This is a genomic window from Pseudomonas poae (assembly GCF_001439785.1).
Lineage (GTDB): Bacteria > Pseudomonadota > Gammaproteobacteria > Pseudomonadales > Pseudomonadaceae > Aquipseudomonas > Aquipseudomonas poae.
Genome location: NZ_JYLI01000001.1, coordinates 55,365 through 73,767, shown reverse-complemented (window position 1 = coordinate 73,767; position 18,403 = coordinate 55,365). Strand labels below are relative to the sequence as shown.

14 protein-coding genes and 2 pseudogenes are annotated in these 18,403 nt (G+C 58.8%); 4 read left to right on the top strand and 12 right to left on the bottom strand.

Annotated elements, in window-relative coordinates:
* Window position 1: 1 nt before the first annotated feature.
* The 11 genes and pseudogenes from TU75_RS00265 to TU75_RS26150 form a co-directional block, all read right to left on the bottom strand.
* Complete coding sequence (locus TU75_RS00265) at window positions 2–577, bottom strand: TetR/AcrR family transcriptional regulator (protein ID WP_060547873.1); 576 nt, start codon at window positions 575–577, stop codon at window positions 2–4.
* 16 nt (window positions 578–593) lie between these two features.
* On the bottom strand, window positions 594–2,234 hold the full coding sequence (locus TU75_RS00260; RefSeq protein ID WP_060547872.1) for an AMP-binding protein: 1,641 nt from the start codon (window positions 2,232–2,234) through the stop codon (window positions 594–596).
* A 94-nt stretch (window positions 2,235–2,328) separates the two neighbouring features.
* Window positions 2,329–2,568, bottom strand: a pseudogene (locus tag TU75_RS28410) (methyl-accepting chemotaxis protein); the annotation flags it as partial.
* A gap of 30 nt (window positions 2,569–2,598) precedes the next feature.
* Window positions 2,599–3,261, bottom strand: a pseudogene (locus tag TU75_RS28405) (PAS domain-containing protein); the annotation flags it as partial.
* A 344-nt stretch (window positions 3,262–3,605) separates the two neighbouring features.
* Window positions 3,606–4,844 carry a GTP-binding protein gene (locus tag TU75_RS00250; RefSeq protein ID WP_060547870.1) on the bottom strand — a complete coding sequence of 413 codons (1,239 nt, stop codon included), beginning with the start codon at window positions 4,842–4,844 and terminating at the stop codon, window positions 3,606–3,608.
* Window positions 4,841–5,503 (bottom strand): nitrile hydratase subunit beta, encoded by a 663-nt coding sequence (nthB, locus tag TU75_RS00245; protein WP_060547869.1) that lies wholly within the window; start codon window positions 5,501–5,503, stop codon window positions 4,841–4,843. Before nthB ends, TU75_RS00250 begins: the two co-directional genes overlap by 4 nt.
* Window positions 5,504–5,544: 41 nt before the next feature.
* Window positions 5,545–6,138 (bottom strand): nitrile hydratase subunit alpha, encoded by a 594-nt coding sequence (gene nthA / locus TU75_RS00240; RefSeq protein WP_060547868.1) that lies wholly within the window; start codon window positions 6,136–6,138, stop codon window positions 5,545–5,547.
* A 79-nt stretch (window positions 6,139–6,217) separates the two neighbouring features.
* The gene (locus TU75_RS00235; RefSeq protein WP_060547867.1) at window positions 6,218–7,732 is read right to left on the bottom strand and encodes an amidase; all 1,515 of its coding nucleotides are present in this window, start codon (window positions 7,730–7,732) and stop codon (window positions 6,218–6,220) included.
* Window positions 7,733–8,036: 304 nt separating this feature from the next.
* Window positions 8,037–8,906: a transporter gene (locus tag TU75_RS00230; RefSeq protein ID WP_060547866.1), complete on the bottom strand. Its 870-nt coding sequence runs from the start codon at window positions 8,904–8,906 to the stop codon at window positions 8,037–8,039.
* Between the two features lie 87 nt (window positions 8,907–8,993).
* Window positions 8,994–10,052 (bottom strand): aliphatic aldoxime dehydratase, encoded by a 1,059-nt coding sequence (gene oxdA, locus TU75_RS00225; protein ID WP_060547864.1) that lies wholly within the window; start codon window positions 10,050–10,052, stop codon window positions 8,994–8,996.
* 13 nt (window positions 10,053–10,065) lie between these two features.
* Window positions 10,066–10,248 carry a hypothetical protein gene (locus TU75_RS26150; protein WP_082630250.1) on the bottom strand — a complete coding sequence of 61 codons (183 nt, stop codon included), beginning with the start codon at window positions 10,246–10,248 and terminating at the stop codon, window positions 10,066–10,068.
* A 285-nt stretch (window positions 10,249–10,533) separates the two neighbouring features.
* Here TU75_RS26150 and TU75_RS00220 point away from each other — a divergent pair, with 285 nt between their 5' ends.
* Both TU75_RS00220 and TU75_RS00215 read left to right on the top strand, forming a co-directional pair.
* The gene (locus TU75_RS00220) at window positions 10,534–11,469 is read left to right on the top strand and encodes an AraC-like ligand-binding domain-containing protein (protein ID WP_060547862.1); all 936 of its coding nucleotides are present in this window, start codon (window positions 10,534–10,536) and stop codon (window positions 11,467–11,469) included.
* Between the two features lie 402 nt (window positions 11,470–11,871).
* Window positions 11,872–13,149 carry a DUF2254 domain-containing protein gene (locus tag TU75_RS00215; protein ID WP_060547861.1) on the top strand — a complete coding sequence of 426 codons (1,278 nt, stop codon included), beginning with the start codon at window positions 11,872–11,874 and terminating at the stop codon, window positions 13,147–13,149.
* Window positions 13,150–13,151: 2 nt separating this feature from the next.
* On the opposite strand, the gene TU75_RS00210 is transcribed toward TU75_RS00215, so the two are convergent.
* Complete coding sequence (locus TU75_RS00210) at window positions 13,152–14,474, bottom strand: chloride channel protein (protein WP_060547860.1); 1,323 nt, start codon at window positions 14,472–14,474, stop codon at window positions 13,152–13,154.
* A 258-nt stretch (window positions 14,475–14,732) separates the two neighbouring features.
* Between TU75_RS00210 and fdhF the strand changes: the two genes are divergently transcribed.
* Window positions 14,733–17,912, top strand: a complete 3,180-nt coding sequence (gene fdhF / locus TU75_RS00205; protein ID WP_231981967.1) for a formate dehydrogenase subunit alpha — start codon at window positions 14,733–14,735, stop codon at window positions 17,910–17,912.
* On the top strand, window positions 17,912–18,394 hold the full coding sequence (locus TU75_RS00200) for a hypothetical protein (protein ID WP_060547858.1): 483 nt from the start codon (window positions 17,912–17,914) through the stop codon (window positions 18,392–18,394). The genes fdhF and TU75_RS00200 overlap by 1 nt, the downstream gene beginning before the upstream one ends.
* Window positions 18,395–18,403: the final 9 nt, after the last annotated feature.

Here is an 18,403-nt window from a genome sequence, read left to right as displayed (position 1 = left end):
CTCAAGGCAGCGTATTTATCGCCTGCACCACCGCATGGGCGATGGTCCTGGTAATGACGCGGCGCTGAGTGTTCTCCATCATGGGATTCAACCAGGCGGGTAGGCTGTTCAGAAGGGGCAATATTGCCTTGAGTGCACCTTCACGCAGAGGTCCGCCAGGTTCATGGCTCAGTTGCCCGACCAGGCTCAACATTTCTGACTCGTAAGCTTTCCTCAATCGCCGCACCTGTTCCTCCATGGGCGGGCTCAGGCAGCCGACGTCCATGACGGCCAGCTTGAAGTGCCCGGTCATGTTCTCATGCAAGCGCAGGTGGTATTCAATCAATGTGGTCAAGCGTTGCGCGGGAGGCAGTTTGCGCTTGTTGACCCGCTCGACCTGAGACAGCAGCGCCTGATACAGCTCCATCAGCAGTTCGAACAGCAGCGCTTCCTTGCTCTCCACGTGGTGATAAATTGCGCCAGGGCTGATGCCGACATGCGCCGCCAGCTCTCGCATGCTGACCTGGCTGAAGCTGCGCTCCTTGAACAATTCCAGCGCTTTACGCTGGAACTCCATGCGGCTTAGCACTCGGAACATCCGCGTGTGCTCACGCTCATGTGTCGAGCCCCTGCTGTTTTGCAATCTCCTGGTTGCGCAGAATGAACCGTTGCAACTTGCCACTGGGTGTCTTGGGCAATTGGTCGACAAACTCGATTTCCCGCGGGTAAGCATGTGCGGCCAGACGCTCCCGGACATGCAGGCGCAGCACTTCAGCCAGCTCGGCGCTGGGCGGGTACTGATTGTTCAACACGACGAACGCCTTGATCATCTCGGTGCGTTGCGGGTCGGGTTTGCCGACCACAGCCGATTCGACCACCGCCGGGTGTTCGATCAGCGCACTTTCCACATCGAAAGGCCCGACGCGGTAGCCGGAGGTGGTAATCACGTCGTCGTTACGCCCGACGAAGCTGATACTGCCGTCGTCATTGAGCTCGACGATATCGCCGCTCAGGTAATAACGACCTACGAAGACCTTGGTGGGCATCCCCAGGTATCCCTCGAACCAGCACAGGGGCGAGCGCTCGCGATCAACCGCCAATATTCCCGGCTGGCCTGGCGGCAGTTCGCGCTGAGCATTATCCAGCACGACAATACGGTAGCCGGGCACTGCATAACCGGCCGAGCCCTCGCGTATCGGGTGACGTAGACCGTGATGATTGCACAGCACCATGCCGATTTCGGTCTGGCCGTAGTGATCGTGAATGACTACCTCAAGTTGCTCGGCAAACCAACGGATGACTTGCGGGTTGAGCGGTTCGCCGGCGCTGCTCACGGTCCTCAACTGGCCACGCAGGGCGTCGGTGAACACGGCCCCCTCTGCTATCAGCAAGCGATAGGCCGTCGGTGAGCCGGCGAGGTTGTTGATTGCATACTTTGCAATGACCCGCTGGGTACTTTCCACCGTGAACGGCCCGTCATAAAACAGCGTCGCGTGGCCGCACGCCAGCGGTCCCGTCACCGCGTAATACAAGCCATAGGCCCAGCCGGGGTCGGCCAGGTTCCAGAACCGGTCGTCCTCACGCAGGTCAATCGCGTCACGCATGTAGCCCTTGAAGGCCAGCAGGGCGCTTAACGGTACCTCCAGCGGTTTGGCTGGCCCTGTGGTCCCCGACGTGCACATCAGCAGGAAAGGCGCGCTGGCGTCCAGCAGCACAGGAGCGCAGTCGTCAGACTGGAGACCCAGCGTGCTCCAGAAATCGTGATCACTCGGATAGCTCAACGCTCCACCGGTCACGACGATGTTGGGGCTGTCTGCAAGGTCGTCCAGCTTGGGACGATTGTGCGCGTCGGTCACGACCCAGCGCGCGCCGGAGCAGCCCAATCGCTGCTCGATCGCCTTGGGCCCGAAGGCGGTAAACAGTGGCTGATAGACCGCACCGATGCGCCAGGTGCCTAAAATGGCGATCAACAGTTCAACCGTGCGCGGCATCAGGCCGGCTACGCGATCACCTGGCCTGACCCCTTGCTCGCGCAGGAAGTTGCCGAAGCGTGCCGTGTGGGCTTGCAGCTCGCGGAACGTATAGCGCGTGGCGCGACCATCCTGGGCTTCGCAATACAGCGCCACAGCGTCGCCTTGGGTATGCCGGTCGCAGCACTCGATACAGGCATTCAGGGCAGTCAGCTCACCATGCAGATCCCGGGCGACGAGTGGCAGATAATCGAAGGATGTAACGGCAGATTCATAATCACGCATAACGACACCTTGCTTATTATTGTGGGAAGCGGTCCTGCAAACACACGCGCCGGGCAGTCGCTTTCAGGGCCTAGCTGTCCATCATGTCGGCCGCTTGCTGGGTCGCCTGGCTGGTACGGGTGGCCAGCTTGCGCACCTCATCGGCGACCACCGCAAACCCGCGCCCGGCTTCACCGGCGCGTGCCGCCTCAATGGCGGCGTTCAGCGCCAGCAGATTAGTCTGGCTGGCAATGCCCTGGATCGTGGCGACGATTTGCGTGAGCTTGCTCAGGGTTTCCTGCATGACTCGATGCTGTTGCTCCTGAGCCTCGCGCATCGCACTTTCTTCATGCCTGGCGTGGATGTCGGTGATGGCGCCGACCACCCGTTGCGGCGAGCCGTCCGCTGCACGGCGCGTTTGACCACGCCCGCGAAACCAGCGGTACGTGCCATTTTGGTGCTTGAGCCGATAGTCCACATCGAACGCGGTTTTGCCGCTGCGGTCCTCGACATGCGCCACAAACGCAGCGATGGCCCGTGCACTGTCTTCGGGATGCAAGCGCGAGGTCCAGCTTTCCAGGGTATTGGGAAACTCCTCGACTGTGGCGCAGCCCAACAGACGGCGCATCTGCGACGACCACCAGATGACATTGTTCGGATTCGCCGGGTCGCCCGCCACCACCTCAATATCCCATAACCCGTCATGCAGCATTTCTCGGGAAATTTCGAAACGCGCAGCCGCCAGTTCTAGTTCCTCGTGCCGGATGTACTGTTCGTGAATATCCTGCAGGCTTCCGCCCATGGCAACCGCCACTCCGTGCGGGTCGCGGCGCGAATCACCCTGCAACCTGCACCAGCGGTAGTCGCCTCCCGGCACGAGCGCCATGCGCACGTCCAGTGCTAAACGCGTACGTCCGCTGCGATCGGCCAGGTGCCGCTCCAGGGCCGTCAAATGGCGTTGCCGGTCGGCGGGATGCAGTTGTTCGTTCCAACGCCCCAGTTGATCAATCGCTTGGGTATCGGGCGATGGGCCAGCGCTCCAGTGCATCGCACAGGTAGGTGCCAGTGCGTTCCCTTTCAGCTCAAGCTCCCAGAACAGTGCATCCGCACCTTGGGTAATCAGCGCCCGGCGGGCTTCCCCTTGCTGCAGTAGCCTGTCACGCGCGGCCAGGCATGCGCTCAGCTCGGCGACGTCGAGCGTCAGCGTGCGTGTTTGTTCCTTCAACGCCCGCCGCTCCTGCAGCACACGCTCGACGCTCGCCAGGATGCGGCGCAACAACGGGTTGTTCGACGACAACGGGGTGCCTGGCTGGTCCGGCTGGTCCAGTCTGTCAGCGAGGGGCGCCAATACCCAGCGGGTGGTTCGCTTGAAAAAGAGCATGGAACACCTCCTTAAATGGGATCAACAGCCAAGGCGCCCGCGGACAAAGCGGCGGCGTCAAAGGCGGCCGCCCCCGGCAGTGCTTGCCAGGCCAGCGGGCCGACGGCGATTTCCTCGGCGCTCAGCAGGCAGTTGTCGAGTTCGCGCTGCAGTCGTTGGGTATCCAGACTCTGGCCGATAAAGACCAATTCCTGCCGACAGTCGCCGACAATCCCGTCCCACTTGCTCATGAGGCTCTGCAAGCGATATTCGTCCCGTGGCCATTGCGACGGCTCGATGAAGTTCCACCAGCGGCCCACATAGTCCCACTGGAATTGCTGGCCGCTTTGCGCGAGCAAGCCGGTTTCCAGATGCCGACTGGCCAGCCAGAAATAACCTTTACTGCGCAACAGACGACCGTTACACCAGGGACGCTGGAGAAAATCGAGCAAGCGCTGCGGATGAAACGGCGCGCGCTCGCGGTACACCCAGGACGTCACGCCATAGGTGTCCGACTCGGAAGCCGCTGCGTCGCCGGCCTCCATTTTCTGCATCCAGCCCGGCGACGCCGCCAGGCTGGGCAGATTGAACAGGTGGGTGCCGAGGAGGGCGGCTAACGCCACCTGGCCGTGTGTCATCGGCATGATCCGGGCGGATGGGTTCAGGCTGGCGAGGACCGAGTGCAACGCCAGGTAACCCGACTCACCGATCAGGTCCAGCTTGTTGACGAGAATCACGTTGGCGTACTCCACTTGTTCGATCAACAGATCCGCCAGCGGGCGGGCAGGCGCGTGGTCGCGCGCTATGCTGTCAGGCGATGCCAGCAGTGACTGAAACTGACTGCCGTCAACCACCGTCACCAACGTGTCAAGCCGTGCCAGTTCGCTGAGGCTGAAGCCCTGCGCGTCGAGGAAGGCGAATGTTTCCGCGACCGGCATCGGCTCGGAGATCCCGGTGGATTCGACGAGTAGGTAATCGAAACGCTGCTGGCGGGCCAGGGCGCTGATCTGTTCGAGCAAATCGGCGCGCAGCGTGCAGCAGATGCAACCATTGCTCATCTCGATCAGTTCATCGGTACCACGCTGCAGCGCTACGTCGCGCTGCACCGCTTCGGCGTCGATGTTGACTTCGCTCATGTCATTGACGATGACCGCCACTTTCAGGCCTTCGCGGTTGCGCAGGATGTGGTTGAGCAGGGTGGTTTTTCCGGCGCCGAGGAAGCCCGAAAGTACCGTCACCGGTAATCGACCCGACTGGGCGCCGACAATCATGCATTCACCACTTGCGAGGTTTTGGCCTTATCCAGGTAGCCTTCGAAAAGATCGACCACTACGAAACCTTCATCCGCGGCGTCACCCCACAGGTCCTTTACGCGAAACTCGACGTGGTAGGTGGGCTGATGCGCCGCGCTGGTATCGCCATGCCCGATCGCGTCGGGAAACGGCCATTTCGCCGAGGTGCGATGCAGGACCACGCCCTCCTTGCCACGTACATAAGCCGGCATGCGCACATGGCCCGCCACGTACTCGTCTCGAACCACCACGCGGTCACCCAATTCGAACGGCGGCCGACCGGTGAGCGCCGGGCGGCCCTTGGCGTGGGCGGGGTTCGCCAGCTTGAAGTGCGAGCCCAGGGCCTGGTCGAGCTCTGCCTGGGTGATCACGCCTGTTTCGACCAGCAGGGTGGCGGTCGCGATGACATAACGCTCGTAGTACTGCGTGCCCACGTGTTGCCGCACATCCAGGCGTTCGACGGCGTGACGGACTTCGTCCACGCTGAACTTTTTCAAGTGATCGACGCCGATGAACATCAGGCTGTAGGCCAGGTGCTCCCAGTCCTGCTTGAACACCGGTGTGTAGCTCAGGCTGTTGATGGTGTGGGGGACTTTGCCAAAGCCCTGGAAACCGCCGAGATCGTGAAAGCCATCCATTGTGCATACCTCTGGAAAGTTAAAGGAACAAAGCGCCGTGGCTACGCGACGTGCGGCAGCGCAACGCCGATCAGAACATCCTTGGTGATCAGTGCGCGCAACGCCTCTTCATCCATGGCCTCGCTGCCCACGGGCCTTACGGGCAGCACCAGGTAGCGGGTTTCGGCGCTGGTGTCCCAGACCTTGACGGTGACAGCATTCGGTAGCTCTGTGCCTAGTTCGCGCAGGACAGTGCGGCCTTCGCGGACCAGCCGCGCGCGGAACTCGAAGCCCTTGTACCACTCGGGAGGCAAGCCGAGGACGGGCCAGTTGGTGCAGGAACACAGGCTGCACACAATCACGTTTTTCAGTGTCGCGGTGTCTTCCAGGGCCACAATGTATTCGCCCTGTGGGCCGGTATAGCCGAACTGGGCACACGCGGCGGTGCCATCCCGGAGCAACAGCTCGCGAAACTGCGGGTCCACCCACGCCTTGGCCACCACCCGGGCGCCGTTCTCCGGGCTCCAGTCGTGCGCCATCAGCTGTGTCAGCTGTTCGATGTAACCGTCGGGAATCAGCTCTTTTTGCTTGAGCACTTGGAATAACGCCTGCGCGCGCTCGCCAGGAGTCGACGTGTTGTTCTCATGGGTCTTCATCATGGGGTTCCTCATCATTGAGCTTCGAAGCAGCGCCTGATGGCTTTATTGTTTGTACGTTTCACGGGGACCGAACCGGCTAGAGGTTTTTCCAGTCGACAGCCGCCTCGAAGGCGGCAGCGGCCTGATAAATCGTGCCTTCGGCGTAATGCTTGCCCACCAGCATGAGGCCGACCGGCAAACCGTCCACCAGGCCGCAGGGAATCGACATGGCCGGATGGCCGGTGATGTCCTGGGCTGAGGCGTTGCCGATCATTTCGAGCGCACGGGCCACGTATTCGGTGATCGAGCAATCCGCTGACGGATGGGGCTGGGCCACGACGGGCACGGTGGGCATCACCAGCAGGTCGTAGCGCGCCAGGGCCGCGTCATAACCGGCCCGCGCCATGCGCCGCAGATTTTGCGCCTTGGCGTAGAACCGCCCGTTGTAGCGGTCCAGGCCGTATTGCCCCACGAACATGCACAGCTTGAGCGAGGCGGACAACGCATCGGCCTGCTCGCGCCATTGCGCCTGCTTGTCCAGTAACGCGACGTCATACAGCCCTTGCCAGTTAAAGCCGGCGCCATTGCCGTGCATCATTTGCATGGTCAGGCCTTCACAGCCGATGGGGAGCCACAGCGCACCGGCGATCGTGTGTTCCGGCACCGACACCTCCTCGACCTGTGCGCCCAGTTGGGCAAACCGGGCGATGGCATGGCGCACCGAGGCGGCGACGCGCGGATCCTGGTTGGCCAGTGCAAAGCCTTCCTGCAGGATGCCGATCCGCAAACCTCGCACACCGCGCTCCAGGTAATCGCTGTAGGTGTCGACCCGGGGCGCGGCCTGGCGCGGATCGAGCCCGTCGGCGCCCGCCATGACCTCCAGCATCAACGCGTTGTCGCGCACCGTGGCGGTGATGGGGCCGGCATGGTCGATAGTCGCTTCGACGGCCATCATGCCGGTGTAAGGCACCAGCCCGTGGGTCGGCTTCATTCCGTAAGTGCCGCAGAAGGCCGAAGGAATCCGGATCGACCCGCCCTGATCACCGCCGACCGCCAGGTCGACCTCGCCTGTGGCCACCAACGCGGCGCTGCCGGAAGAGGAACCACCCGACGAAAAACCCTGGCGGTAGGGGTTGTGCACCGGCGCGGGATCGGACGTGTGGCTACCACCGGACAGGCAGTAGTGCTCGCACGTTGCCTTACCGAGTATGGTCGCGCCCGCATCCAGCAAGCGGGTGACGACAGTGGCGTCGAACGACGGTACGAAGCCGTCCAAAGGCTTGGCGCCATTCATCATGGGCACGCCGGCCAGGGAAATATTGTCCTTGAGTGCAACGGTCTTGCCCGCCAGCGTGCCAGTGGGTGCACCGTTGACCTCAGTGCGCACATACCAGGCGTTGAGCGGGTTGTGCGCCGCCGAGGGGCGATAGCCCGGCGTGCGCTCGTATCGTATTGACGGGATGCAGTCGGGCAGCGCGTCGATCAGGTCGTAGGCGTCGAAGCTCGGCTGCATCAACGCCAGGTATTCACTGGCCTGCTCACGATCGAGTTGCATGTGCAGGCTGCCGGCGGTGTCCAGTAGCTGTCCAAGGGTGGGGCGAACGATTGCCATCGTGAGGCATTCCTTATCGTAATGGCCTGTGAGCTGTGGAATTCAAGATAATCCCGGCTGACCCACAAAGGCTTGGCTGAAAAAGACAGTGGCTTGGTTGAAACGGACAGGCCTCTGGTTTTCTGCACGCTGTAGTAGCGGGCTTGCCTCAATGCCAGTCAGTTAAGGAGGCATCGCCCTCTGTAGGAGCGAGCTTGATCGCGAAAAACATCAACGATAACGCGTGCTTCCTGAATAAAATGCGGCGCTTAAGAGTTCTTTGCGAGCTCGCTCCTACAGAGTGCAGATACGGGCGCAAGCTATTTCAAAACACGCGCGCGTAGCGCAGGTTCATCCGGAAGTTTTCCTTGGGGCCGTTCTCCACGGAAAGGTCCTTGCCCAACTGCAGTTGGATCTGGTCCTGGGCGGTAAAGAACTTGGTGGCTGTGACGCGGAAGTTAGTGGTGCCAATTTCGTTGTCCTGGTTGACATGCTCGACGTTGGTCTCGCCGGCCCAGGTCCGCCCGAAGCCGATACCGAACGCGGTGCTGGCGTCAGGCATATAACGCCCCATCACCTGCGCCGCGTAAGAAACATCCTGCTTGAGACGGTCGCCATTGGCGCCGAAATCGGTGTTAGCGCCATACCAGGTCGCGCCGCCCACCAGGTCCATCGCCCAGTGTTCGGTGAAGTGCTTGACGTAGGCACTCTGCAATTCGAACTTCCAGCGGTTCTCACCGATGTTCAGCGCATCGTCCTTGTCGTAAGTGCCCGTGGGCACATATACATAGGGTGCGATGCTTAAGGTGTCGCGAGCTTCGTTGAGCCGCCACTTGAGCGGCGCGGTCAGGATCAGGTCTCCGATGCCCCGCGTGCTGCCCAGCGCCGAGGCGTCGCCACCAGTGGAGACGTGGCCGAAGGGCAACAGGAATTGCGGGTCGATGGTGAGCGTGTCGCTCAGTGCGTAGACATGCAGCAAACGCAGAATGCCGACGTCGGAGTTCAGGTTGAAATCCGCGCTGACCTTATGGCCGTTGTTGTAGGCCGAGTTCGTGGTGGAGTGCTGATAGTAAATCGCACCGATGGTCGCGCCGACGGGATATTGCTCATAATCGCCAGGGGCCACCTCGACCGCGTTGGCATGCAGCGCGGGCAATACGCTGGTGAGTGTCAGCAGACGGAACTTGTTTTTCATGGTGAATTCCTTGCAAAGGGATGCCGTGCCGCGCGGCTAAGGCGGCAAGCTAGCTGAAGTCCAAGTGGGCTGTAACGCAGCTGGCGTTCAGGTTTTCGCCGGTTGCGCGTCGCGCAGCATTCCGGTTTGCGGGTGACAGTTGATGTACTCGAACACTTGGCTTTTGGCGTCTGACACTGACACTTCGTGGTACAGCCGCAGTTTTTTCAGCCCCGCCGCCACACGGAAAAACGTCACGAAAATACGCAGGTGGGTGGGGTGCGATTCGGCCCAGCGTTCGAGTTTTTCGAGTGAGCGCCAGTGGCCGATGTTGTAGCTCACATCGAGAAAATTGCCCTCCATATCGATATTGCGCACGAAGCGGTTGCTGTAGCAGCCCAGGGATTGGCCATTGTCCCGCAGGAAATTCATGCCGTCCTGCAAGGTCGGCAGGATTTCATCGAGGTACAGCGAGCGCTCCTCCGCTTCGGCATCCGCCCAGTCCTGGCCCGAACGAATCAGCGCAATATTGTCATGACCCAGCACCACGACTCGACCGCCTTTTGCGGGGTCACCCGCGACGATTCGCAGTTCATCGGACGGCTTCATCCAGTCGGTCTGGGAGATCGGGAAACGGTCTCGCATCGACCCCCAATAACCGTGCTCTTCGATTTCGCCACTGGTTGTGTCCATAACCGCGCCGACACCCGGCAGGTTTTCCTGGAACGCGTACAGGGTTTCGAACTGCTCAGCCCGTGGCGCGGTGATTTCACGGAAGTAACCCAGGCCCTCGCCGAGACGCTTCGGAGATGTCCACCAGCCATTCACCTCGGCTGAACGCAACCAGCGGCAGTAGGCGCCCGGATCTTTCCAGTAACCCACGACAATAAGATTATCAAAGCCGCTGTTGTCGGTATGGTGGGTCAAATCGTGGGTCTGCGGGCCGTCGGCCAGGCTGAAACTGCCCACGATATGCCGCATGGCCTGCAGTGAAGCCTCGCGTTGCGCCTCGCCTTGATATTGCACGCCCAAGTAAGCCATCACCACTTGTTGCAACTGCTCGTCAGCACGCGCCACCCACATCGGAAACGGCGGCTGGTACTCCTCGGGCACGCGGCGAGACAGGGTGCGCGGGCATTTGAGATGTTTATCGATTGCAGATTCCATCTTGAGCTCCTCGTTATTTTTTCGGTTCAGGCGTACTGGCCGTATTGATGTCGAGATGAGCGGCGGTTCGCCGTCGGTGCAGCAGCTTCAAAGCCCCCCATTCGAGCAGCCAGTAAGCCGATTCTTCGGGTACCAGGTCCCGGGTCTGCAAAAGCCAGAAGGCGTCAGGCGAAGGTTGCGAGGGTTGTCGATACATGGCGTGCCTCATCAGCGGGGGATTGAGCGCTGTGAGATGGAAATTAATCCGCGCGGCGGGCGTGCGCTTTGTTTGGCGAGACAACTGTTTGGTTGGCTAGGACAAGGTGTGAACCGAAGGTCAAGCATGACGGCAATGGTGCACTTGTGCCCCGAAATGGACTCAGGTCTAGGCACGAGCCGTACGAACTTCCTGAACAATGCGCCTGGCCTAATAATTGCTTATCTGAAAACCCAATAAACACTTATAGAGCTCTTACCGTATTGCTACACCGAGGCCGGCGCCATGAACCCAAGCACTCATTATTCGACCCTTGCCGTTGCCGCACCACGTCGCTTTGATTACTGGAAAGAGGTGGTCTGCCGTCATTGCCTTGCAGCCGACAGTAAACCCCTGTCACAGAGCAGTTTTGACGGCGCGCTCGCCGTCAATACCGTGGGCAATTTGGACATATGTTCGCTGTCATCGCCGCTGCATTATTGGGAACGTTCGGAGCGGCATTTGCGTAGCGGTCCGGCCGAAGATCTATGGCTGGGTTTCGCGCGCAATGGCCATGGGCAGATCGAGCAGGGCGCGAGAAAAACCAACCTGGCGGCTGGAAATTTGTTTCTTTATGACGCAAACCAAGCGTTTCGATTCAGTTTCGGTGGTACCGAGAACCACCTCGTGCGTATTCCGCGCGCCTTGTTGACAGAGCGATTGCCGCGCATCGCCGATTACACTGCAATGGTCCTCGATGACCGACGCCCTGGTGTAGTCCCGCTGCGTGAAATGTTACGCCAAGCGGCGTCCACACCGGCGTCGTTGCAGGATGCGAGCATTTCGAAGCGTTATTCTGATGCCTTGCTTGATCTGCTTGTTATCAGCCTGGAACTTCAGGACTTGAAAACGACGCATCAGGAACTGGACCTCTATAGCCGCATCATGCATTACATCCAACGACACTTGACCGAGCCGGACCTGTCGATTGAAATTATCGCCCAGGCCCACAACGTGTCCACGCGAACCGTTACTCGCGCCTTCGCGCGCTACCAGAAGACACCTGTTGCCGAAATATGGAAAGAACGCCTGAATGCCAGCCGCGAAGCGATTGAGCGCGGTCAAGTGCGTAGCGTTTCCCAGGCTGCGCTAGAGTTTGGTTTTTCCGACTTCTCCCACTTTAGTCATGCGTTTCGAAAGGCATTTGGGGTTGCGCCCAATACCCTGTTACATCGAAATTGATATGCACACCTGAGGAATACTCGGGAATGACAGGAAGAGCGGATGTTGCAGGCTCCACAGGTATGGGCTGAATGACCTGCATCGGAGCGCTCGGCACGTCTTGACGCGTTTGCAGTGGCAGCAATTAGTGCACCTTTGGTGGTGTGCCATCGAAAAAAATCAGGTTTTTTTCAATGCCGGCGCATCAGGCTGCAGAGTCTTCTCGCGGCGAGAAAACAACGTACGTGGCGCGCGATAACCTGACGCTCTGAGACGCCATTACCTGAACAAACAACGTCAATGTTTTCACAACGTCTCTTCATCAAGCTGCAAGGGTTCGTAAAGATTACGCGCGCAATCACGGCAACATAAAACTTCTGGCCTGTTCGCGACTCAACTGACGTAGTCACTGAAGGATTGCACATGATCGCTCGTTGGCGTTGGGCAACGAATCAACTCACCAAACGGCTGTGGTTCAGAGCCTCCCTATTCTCCCTTCTAGGTGTGGCTACGGCACTGCTCGCTGTTGTATTCAAAGACTTCATTCCGGAGTCATTGCCAGCGCGCATAGGCGCAGATGCCGTAGACAAAATTCTGGGGATCATTGCCTCCAGCATGTTGGCCGTCACAACCTTCTCGTTGAGCACGATGGTCACCGCTTATGGGGCCGCGAGCAGCGGAGTGACACCGCGTGCCACCACCTTGGTGATGGAAGACACCACGACCCAAAACGCCCTTGCCACGTTTATAGGCTCATTCCTGTTTAGCTTGGTGGGGATCATCGCGTTGAGCACGGGTGCTTATGGCGCGCAAGGTCGGGTTTTGCTGTTCGCAGTAACGATAATTGTGGTCATCCTGATCGTTTATATGCTCCTGCGCTGGATCGATCACCTGTCAAAGCTCGGAAGGGTTGGTGAAACCATCGACCGCGTCGAGAAGGCTGCGATAGAGGCAATCACTCAACGTGTTCAGTGGCCCTACTTGGGCGGTTCAGCTTTCCCGAACGATCTGTCGCTACCTTCTGGCGCAATTACAGTCAAAAGTGAGCTGACAGGCTATGTGCAACATATTGATGTAAGCGCACTAGGAGCTTTCGCGCAGGACGACCAAGTACAGATTTATCTGGAGGTGCTTCCTGGGACATTTGTGCACGAGGGAATGCCACTCCTTCACATTGTGAGCTTAGGCAATTCGATGGCCGGTGATACCGGTACTGCAAGAGAGAGGATTCTTGCGACCCTAACCATCGGCGTCCGTCGAACCTATGAAAATGATCCACGCTTCGGACTTTGTGTGCTCTCGGAAATCGCTTCTCGCGCCTTATCGCCTGCGGTGAACGACCCTGGAACAGCCATCGATGTCATTGGCCGGGGAGTGAGGACTTTAACTTGCTGGAGTAAGCCTCCCTTCTCTAGCTCGCAAACAGACCAAGGGTGTAAGCAGGTCTTTCTCCGAGGATTGACGGTTGATGATCTGTTCGATGATTTTTTTGCCCCGATCAGCAGGGACGGTGCAGCTTTGCTGGAAGTTAACGTGCGCCTGTTGAAAGCCCTCATCAGTCTCGCTGAAATAAACCCAGCGATCTTTAAGGACGCATGCGACAGGCACGTGGATCTTCTGATCACTCGTGCAGAGCACACGTTAGCGCTGCAGCATGAGAAGGATCAACTGAGCTCACTGGCCAGAACGACCACGCGGTAGGCTTATCGAGCAGGATTCTTTGGCTTAGTGGCAGGTTCTGCACTCTCGAGAAAGCCTCGCGCCAACTGCTGATACAACTCAGGGCCCATTCTTGAACTGACAGCCTTGGCGATCAGGGCTGCCGCCATGAGACTGATCACCATGCTGTGGCTATTAATCATCTCCATCACAATGATTGCGGAGGTAATTGGCGATTGAGTAACGGCAGCCAGAAAAGCAACCATGCAAAGAGCAATAGTGGGCTGAGCGGCCAAGTGAAATAGCTCTGCGGTATTGGCGCCGACTGCAGCCCCTACAGCCAGCGAAGGGGCGAAAATACCGCCTGGAATACCAGAGAAATAGGTCACTACGGTCGCCAGGAAGCGAGTAATGGGCGCGTGCCATGGCAGGACTACATCGGATGCGATGACCTGAGAGGTAATGCCGTAGCCACTACCGAACGACATTCCGCCACTCAGCCACCCCAATATAGCGACGACCAATCCACAGATGCCGGCAAACCACACCGGGTGCAGGCGCCGCCATTGCCAGATCATTAGGTGTGGATGCCGCTGCGGCCATAACAACATTCGGCTGAACAAACCACCCAATAGCCCACATCCAATTCCTATGACTAATGCCGGGACGACTATGTCGAGGTTTATGTCCTGAACGCCGAAATGACCGAAGTAGTTGTAGTTTCCCTGCAAGGCAATGGCAACCATCCCAGAAAGTATGATGGTGCTGAGAAGAACGCCGCTGGTACGCGTCTCCAGCTTGCGTCCTAGCTCTTCTACAGCGAATGCGATCCCTGCCAGGGGTGTATTGAATGCTGCCGCGATACCTGCCGCGCCTCCCGCCAGAATGAGATCCTCGCTGCGTACGATTCGCGCATTGGGCAGGAAGCGGTGGAAGAAGTGCATGATGGATGCGGCAACCTGAACTGAGGGCCCCTCACGCCCTGCCGAAAAACCGCCTGTCAACGCCAGAGTTCCAAGGCTTATCTTGGCAAAAGCAATGCGGAGTGAAACCAGTCTGTTAATTGGCTTACCTTGACGCGCAAGTCGTGTTGCTGCGATTACCTGAGGAATTCCGCTGCCTTGGGCGCCCACGAAAAAGCGTGTTGTCAGCCAGACTACGAGCATGCCGATCAGTGGGGTGTAAATAAGAGGAAGCCACGCTCGCTCAGCGTTCTGTTGAGCAAACTGTGCCAGGGCAATGTCTGCCAGCCTAGCGAAAGCCACCACCAGTAGGCCGGCAATAGTTGCCGCAATCCATAGCGTGACTCTAGTTCGCCAGCGCATGGAGGCGAAGCCTCGGCGTAAAAGCATGATCGGTTTGCTCAACTCGGAACTTCCTTTCAAGTAGCCGTATTCAGGACAAGATTATAGAAATAAAGCGTTGGCTCCAAACGGCCCCGGAGCGAAGTGCCCCGGAATACCGGTTGCATTACAGAGGTGTTGCGTAACATTGCTGAACAAGTGAGTGCTGCTGGTGTTGAAAGCGGCCTCGCAGGTGCTGGATTTCCTGAGCAGCGAACACGTGCATGGCAAAGTGGTATGGCGCGTCAGTCACTGAAGGAGGCGACTCTCGAGTAACGCTCGTTGACGATTGCGTCGGCATTTGGGCGGCGCAATCAACTCAAGCTCGGGAATGACCGTTCACAACGTCGGCCAGCAAAAATTTTGAACGGTTTTCGCCTCGATAATATCGACTCTGTAACTGAACATTTCTGCCTACGCATCCTTCCTGGCGTTCTCACGGGGCCAATGCAAAGGCAAATAAATCGGCAAACGGGGCAGGTTTCCATGAGTGACGATATCCAGTGCAGCGTCGAATACAACGGTCGCATCCTTCACGGAAAAACCGACCAGCCGCTGATCGATTTCCTCGCGGAGAAGGGCATCGACTTGCCCCACGTCTGCTATCACCGAGCCCTCGGGCCGATTCAGACCTGCGATGTCTGCTGGATCGAGCACAATGGCGAAATGGTTCGCGGCTGTACCGTGCGTACTGCCAACGGCATGCAACTGGTGAGTGACGCGCCTCGCGTAAAAGCCGCCCAGGAAGAAGGCCTCGACCGGATTCTTGCCAAGCATGAGCTGTATTGCAGCGTCTGCGAACACAACACCGGAGACTGCACGCTGCACAATACCGTCGCCGATCTCAATCCGGCGATCCAGCGCTACAAGTACCAGCGCAAGCCCTACGGCAAAGACCACTCCAATCCGTTCTACTCCTACGATCCCGACCAATGCATCCTCTGTGGACGCTGCGTCGAGGCGTGTCAGAACGTCGAGGTCAACGAGACCTTGAGTATCGATTTCAGCATGGACCATCCACGGGTGTTGTGGGATGGCGGCACCACGATTGAAGGGTCCAGCTGTGTGAGCTGCGGCCACTGCGTCACCGTTTGTCCCTGCAACGCCTTGCTTGAAAAAACCATGCAGCCGGATGCCGGGCCTTTGACATCAATGCCCGAGCACATCAAGCGTCCGCTTATCGATGCAGTGAAAACCCTCGAAAACACTGTTGGCGCACCGCCCATCACTGCCGTTTCCGTCATGGACATGCACTGGCGCCAGCCTGAAATCAAACGCACCAAAACCGTATGCACGTATTGCGGCGTGGGATGTTCGTTCGAAATGTGGACGCGGGACCGGCACCTGCTGAAAGTGCAGCCGGTAATAGACGCACCGGCCAATGGCATTTCGACCTGCATCAAAGGCAAGTTCGGCTGGGATTTCATCAACAGCGAAAAACGCCTGACGACACCGCTTATCCGCGATAACGGTCGATTTCGTGAGGCGAGCTGGGAAGAAGCGCTGACGGTGGTCGCCGAGCGCCTCTTGGCGATCAAGCGCGAGCACGGCGCCGACGCCATCGGTTTCATCGGTTCAAGCAAGGCCAGCAACGAAGAGGCCTACCTGACGCAGAAAATAGCGCGCTTGATCATCGGCACCAACAGTGTCGACAACTCGTCGCGCTACTGCCAGAACCCGGCCACCCAAGGGCTTTTTCGCACGGTGGGCTATGGCGGCGACGCAGGCACGATCGCCGACCTGGAACAGGCGGATCTGATCGTCCTGGTGGGCAGCAACCTGGCGGAGAATCATCCCGTCATCGCTTCTAAAATCAAGGCCGCACGCAAGCACAAGCGGCAAAAGCTGCTCGTGGTCGATCCACGCAAACATGAGATGGCCGAGCGCGCCGATCTCTTCCTGCAGATCAAATCCAGCACCGACATTGTCTGGGCCAGTGCCATGTCACGTTATCTGTTCGACCACGACCTGGTGGACAAGGAATTTCTGGACACACGTGTGAATCAGGTGGATGAATACCGGCGCTCGCTTGAACCGTTTACGCTGGAATTCGCCTCGCAAATCACAGGCCTATCCCAGCCTGACCTGGTCAGGGCAGCCCAGATGATCGCAGACGCCAAAAGCGTGTGCCTGCTGTGGGCGATGGGCATCACTCAGCACAGCCATGGTGCGGACACCAGTACGGCGCTCTCCAACCTGTTGCTGGTCAGCGGTAACTATGGGCGCCCTGGCACGGGCGGTTACCCGATGCGCGGACACAACAATGTCCAGGGGGCCAGTGATTTCGGTTGCCTCAAAAATGTTTATCCCGGCTACGAAAAGGTCACTGACGAAGCGGTGAGAGCCAAGTGGGCAAAAGCCTGGGGGGTGGCCCCCGAGCAGTTGTCCAACAAGGTCGGCGAAGACAATTTCCTGATGGTCGAGCATGCCGCGCAACGCAAGATCAAGGCGATGTACATCATTGGTGAAGAGACGGCGTTCTCGGATGCCGACACGGAAAACGTGCATGAAGCCTTCAAGCATCTGGACTTCATGGTGGTCCAGGATATTTTTTTCAGTCGCACCGCGCAATTTGCCGATGTCGTGTTGCCAGGCTGCCCTAGCGTTGAAAAGGAGGGGACGTTCGTAAACACCGAACGGAGGATCCAGCGTTTTTATGAAGTCTTTCCACCGCTGGGAAACAGCCTGCCGGACTGGCGCATCCTGACCGAGCTGGCCAAGCGCATGGGGCATGACTGGGGGTATGAGCATCCCGCGCAAATAATGGAGGAAGTCGCGAATATTTCGACCCTGTTTGCTGGCGCCCGTTATGAGCGTCTGGACGGCTGGAACTCCCTGCTCTGGCCGGTTAAGCCAGATGGCACTGACACGCCATTGCTCTACACCGAGCGGTTCCACACCGACGATGGCAAGGCCGTGCTGTATCCGCTCGAGTGGAAAAGCCCGGCAGAAGCGCCCGACCGTGAATTCGACCTGATGCTGGACAACGGACGCATGCTCGAACACTTCCAGGGCAACAACCAGACGGGACGTGGAGACCGCATCGATTCGTTGTCACCTGACTGGTTTGTCGAAGTCAGCCCCGAGCTTGCCGCCGAACGTGGCCTTCAGGAGGGGACAATGGTACGTATCACCTCGCGACGTGGATCGGTCTCTGCGCCAGTGGTGATCACCGATCGTGTGAGCGCAAAGGTACTCTTTATGCCGATTCACCAAGGCAAACCCGGCATCAATGAACTCACTGGCGAACATCACGACCCGGACGTCAATACGCCTGCCTATAAGGAAACCGCGGTGAAAATGGAGGTCCTGAAGGCGCCACGCCACCGTCCGCCATTGCCACCGGCAAATTTCCGGCATGGCCACAGGACGCCGAACAAGGGCATAGACGTGGCCGTGAAATGGGCCAGAGACGATTACGCGCCGATCGATACCCCGGCGCCCCACCCGGAGAGGTTTTAATGGCTGAGCCTATCGATTACGACGTCAAACCGACCAAGACCGAGCCTGACGCGAAGGATGAACTGGATCGCCTGCTTCAGAGCCTGCATCAACACGGCGTTTTGCGCATGGTCAATGATTTGGTCTGCGCCAACACGGCGATTACCAACGTGCTGGTGGACGGCCTCAATAAGGACGGCACGCTCAATGTCATCCAGAATCTGTCGATTTTGGCGATGGCACTTTCACGTGTTCAGCCCGATGAATTCTACCGACTGGTGTTTGCGCTGAAAGACGCTGGCGCCGCCGTAAGCCAATGGCGCGCGCCGGATCATGACAATCTCGCTCCGGGTGTCAAAGGCACCTACCGTTTGCTGCATGACGAATCGCTTTGGCATGCGATTACACCGCTTCTCGAAGGCTTGAAGGCAATGGGCGAGGGGATGAAAAGGCCGGTCGACAAACCGATCAGCCAGTTTACTGGCAAGCCCAGCGACGCCTGATCGGAGCCT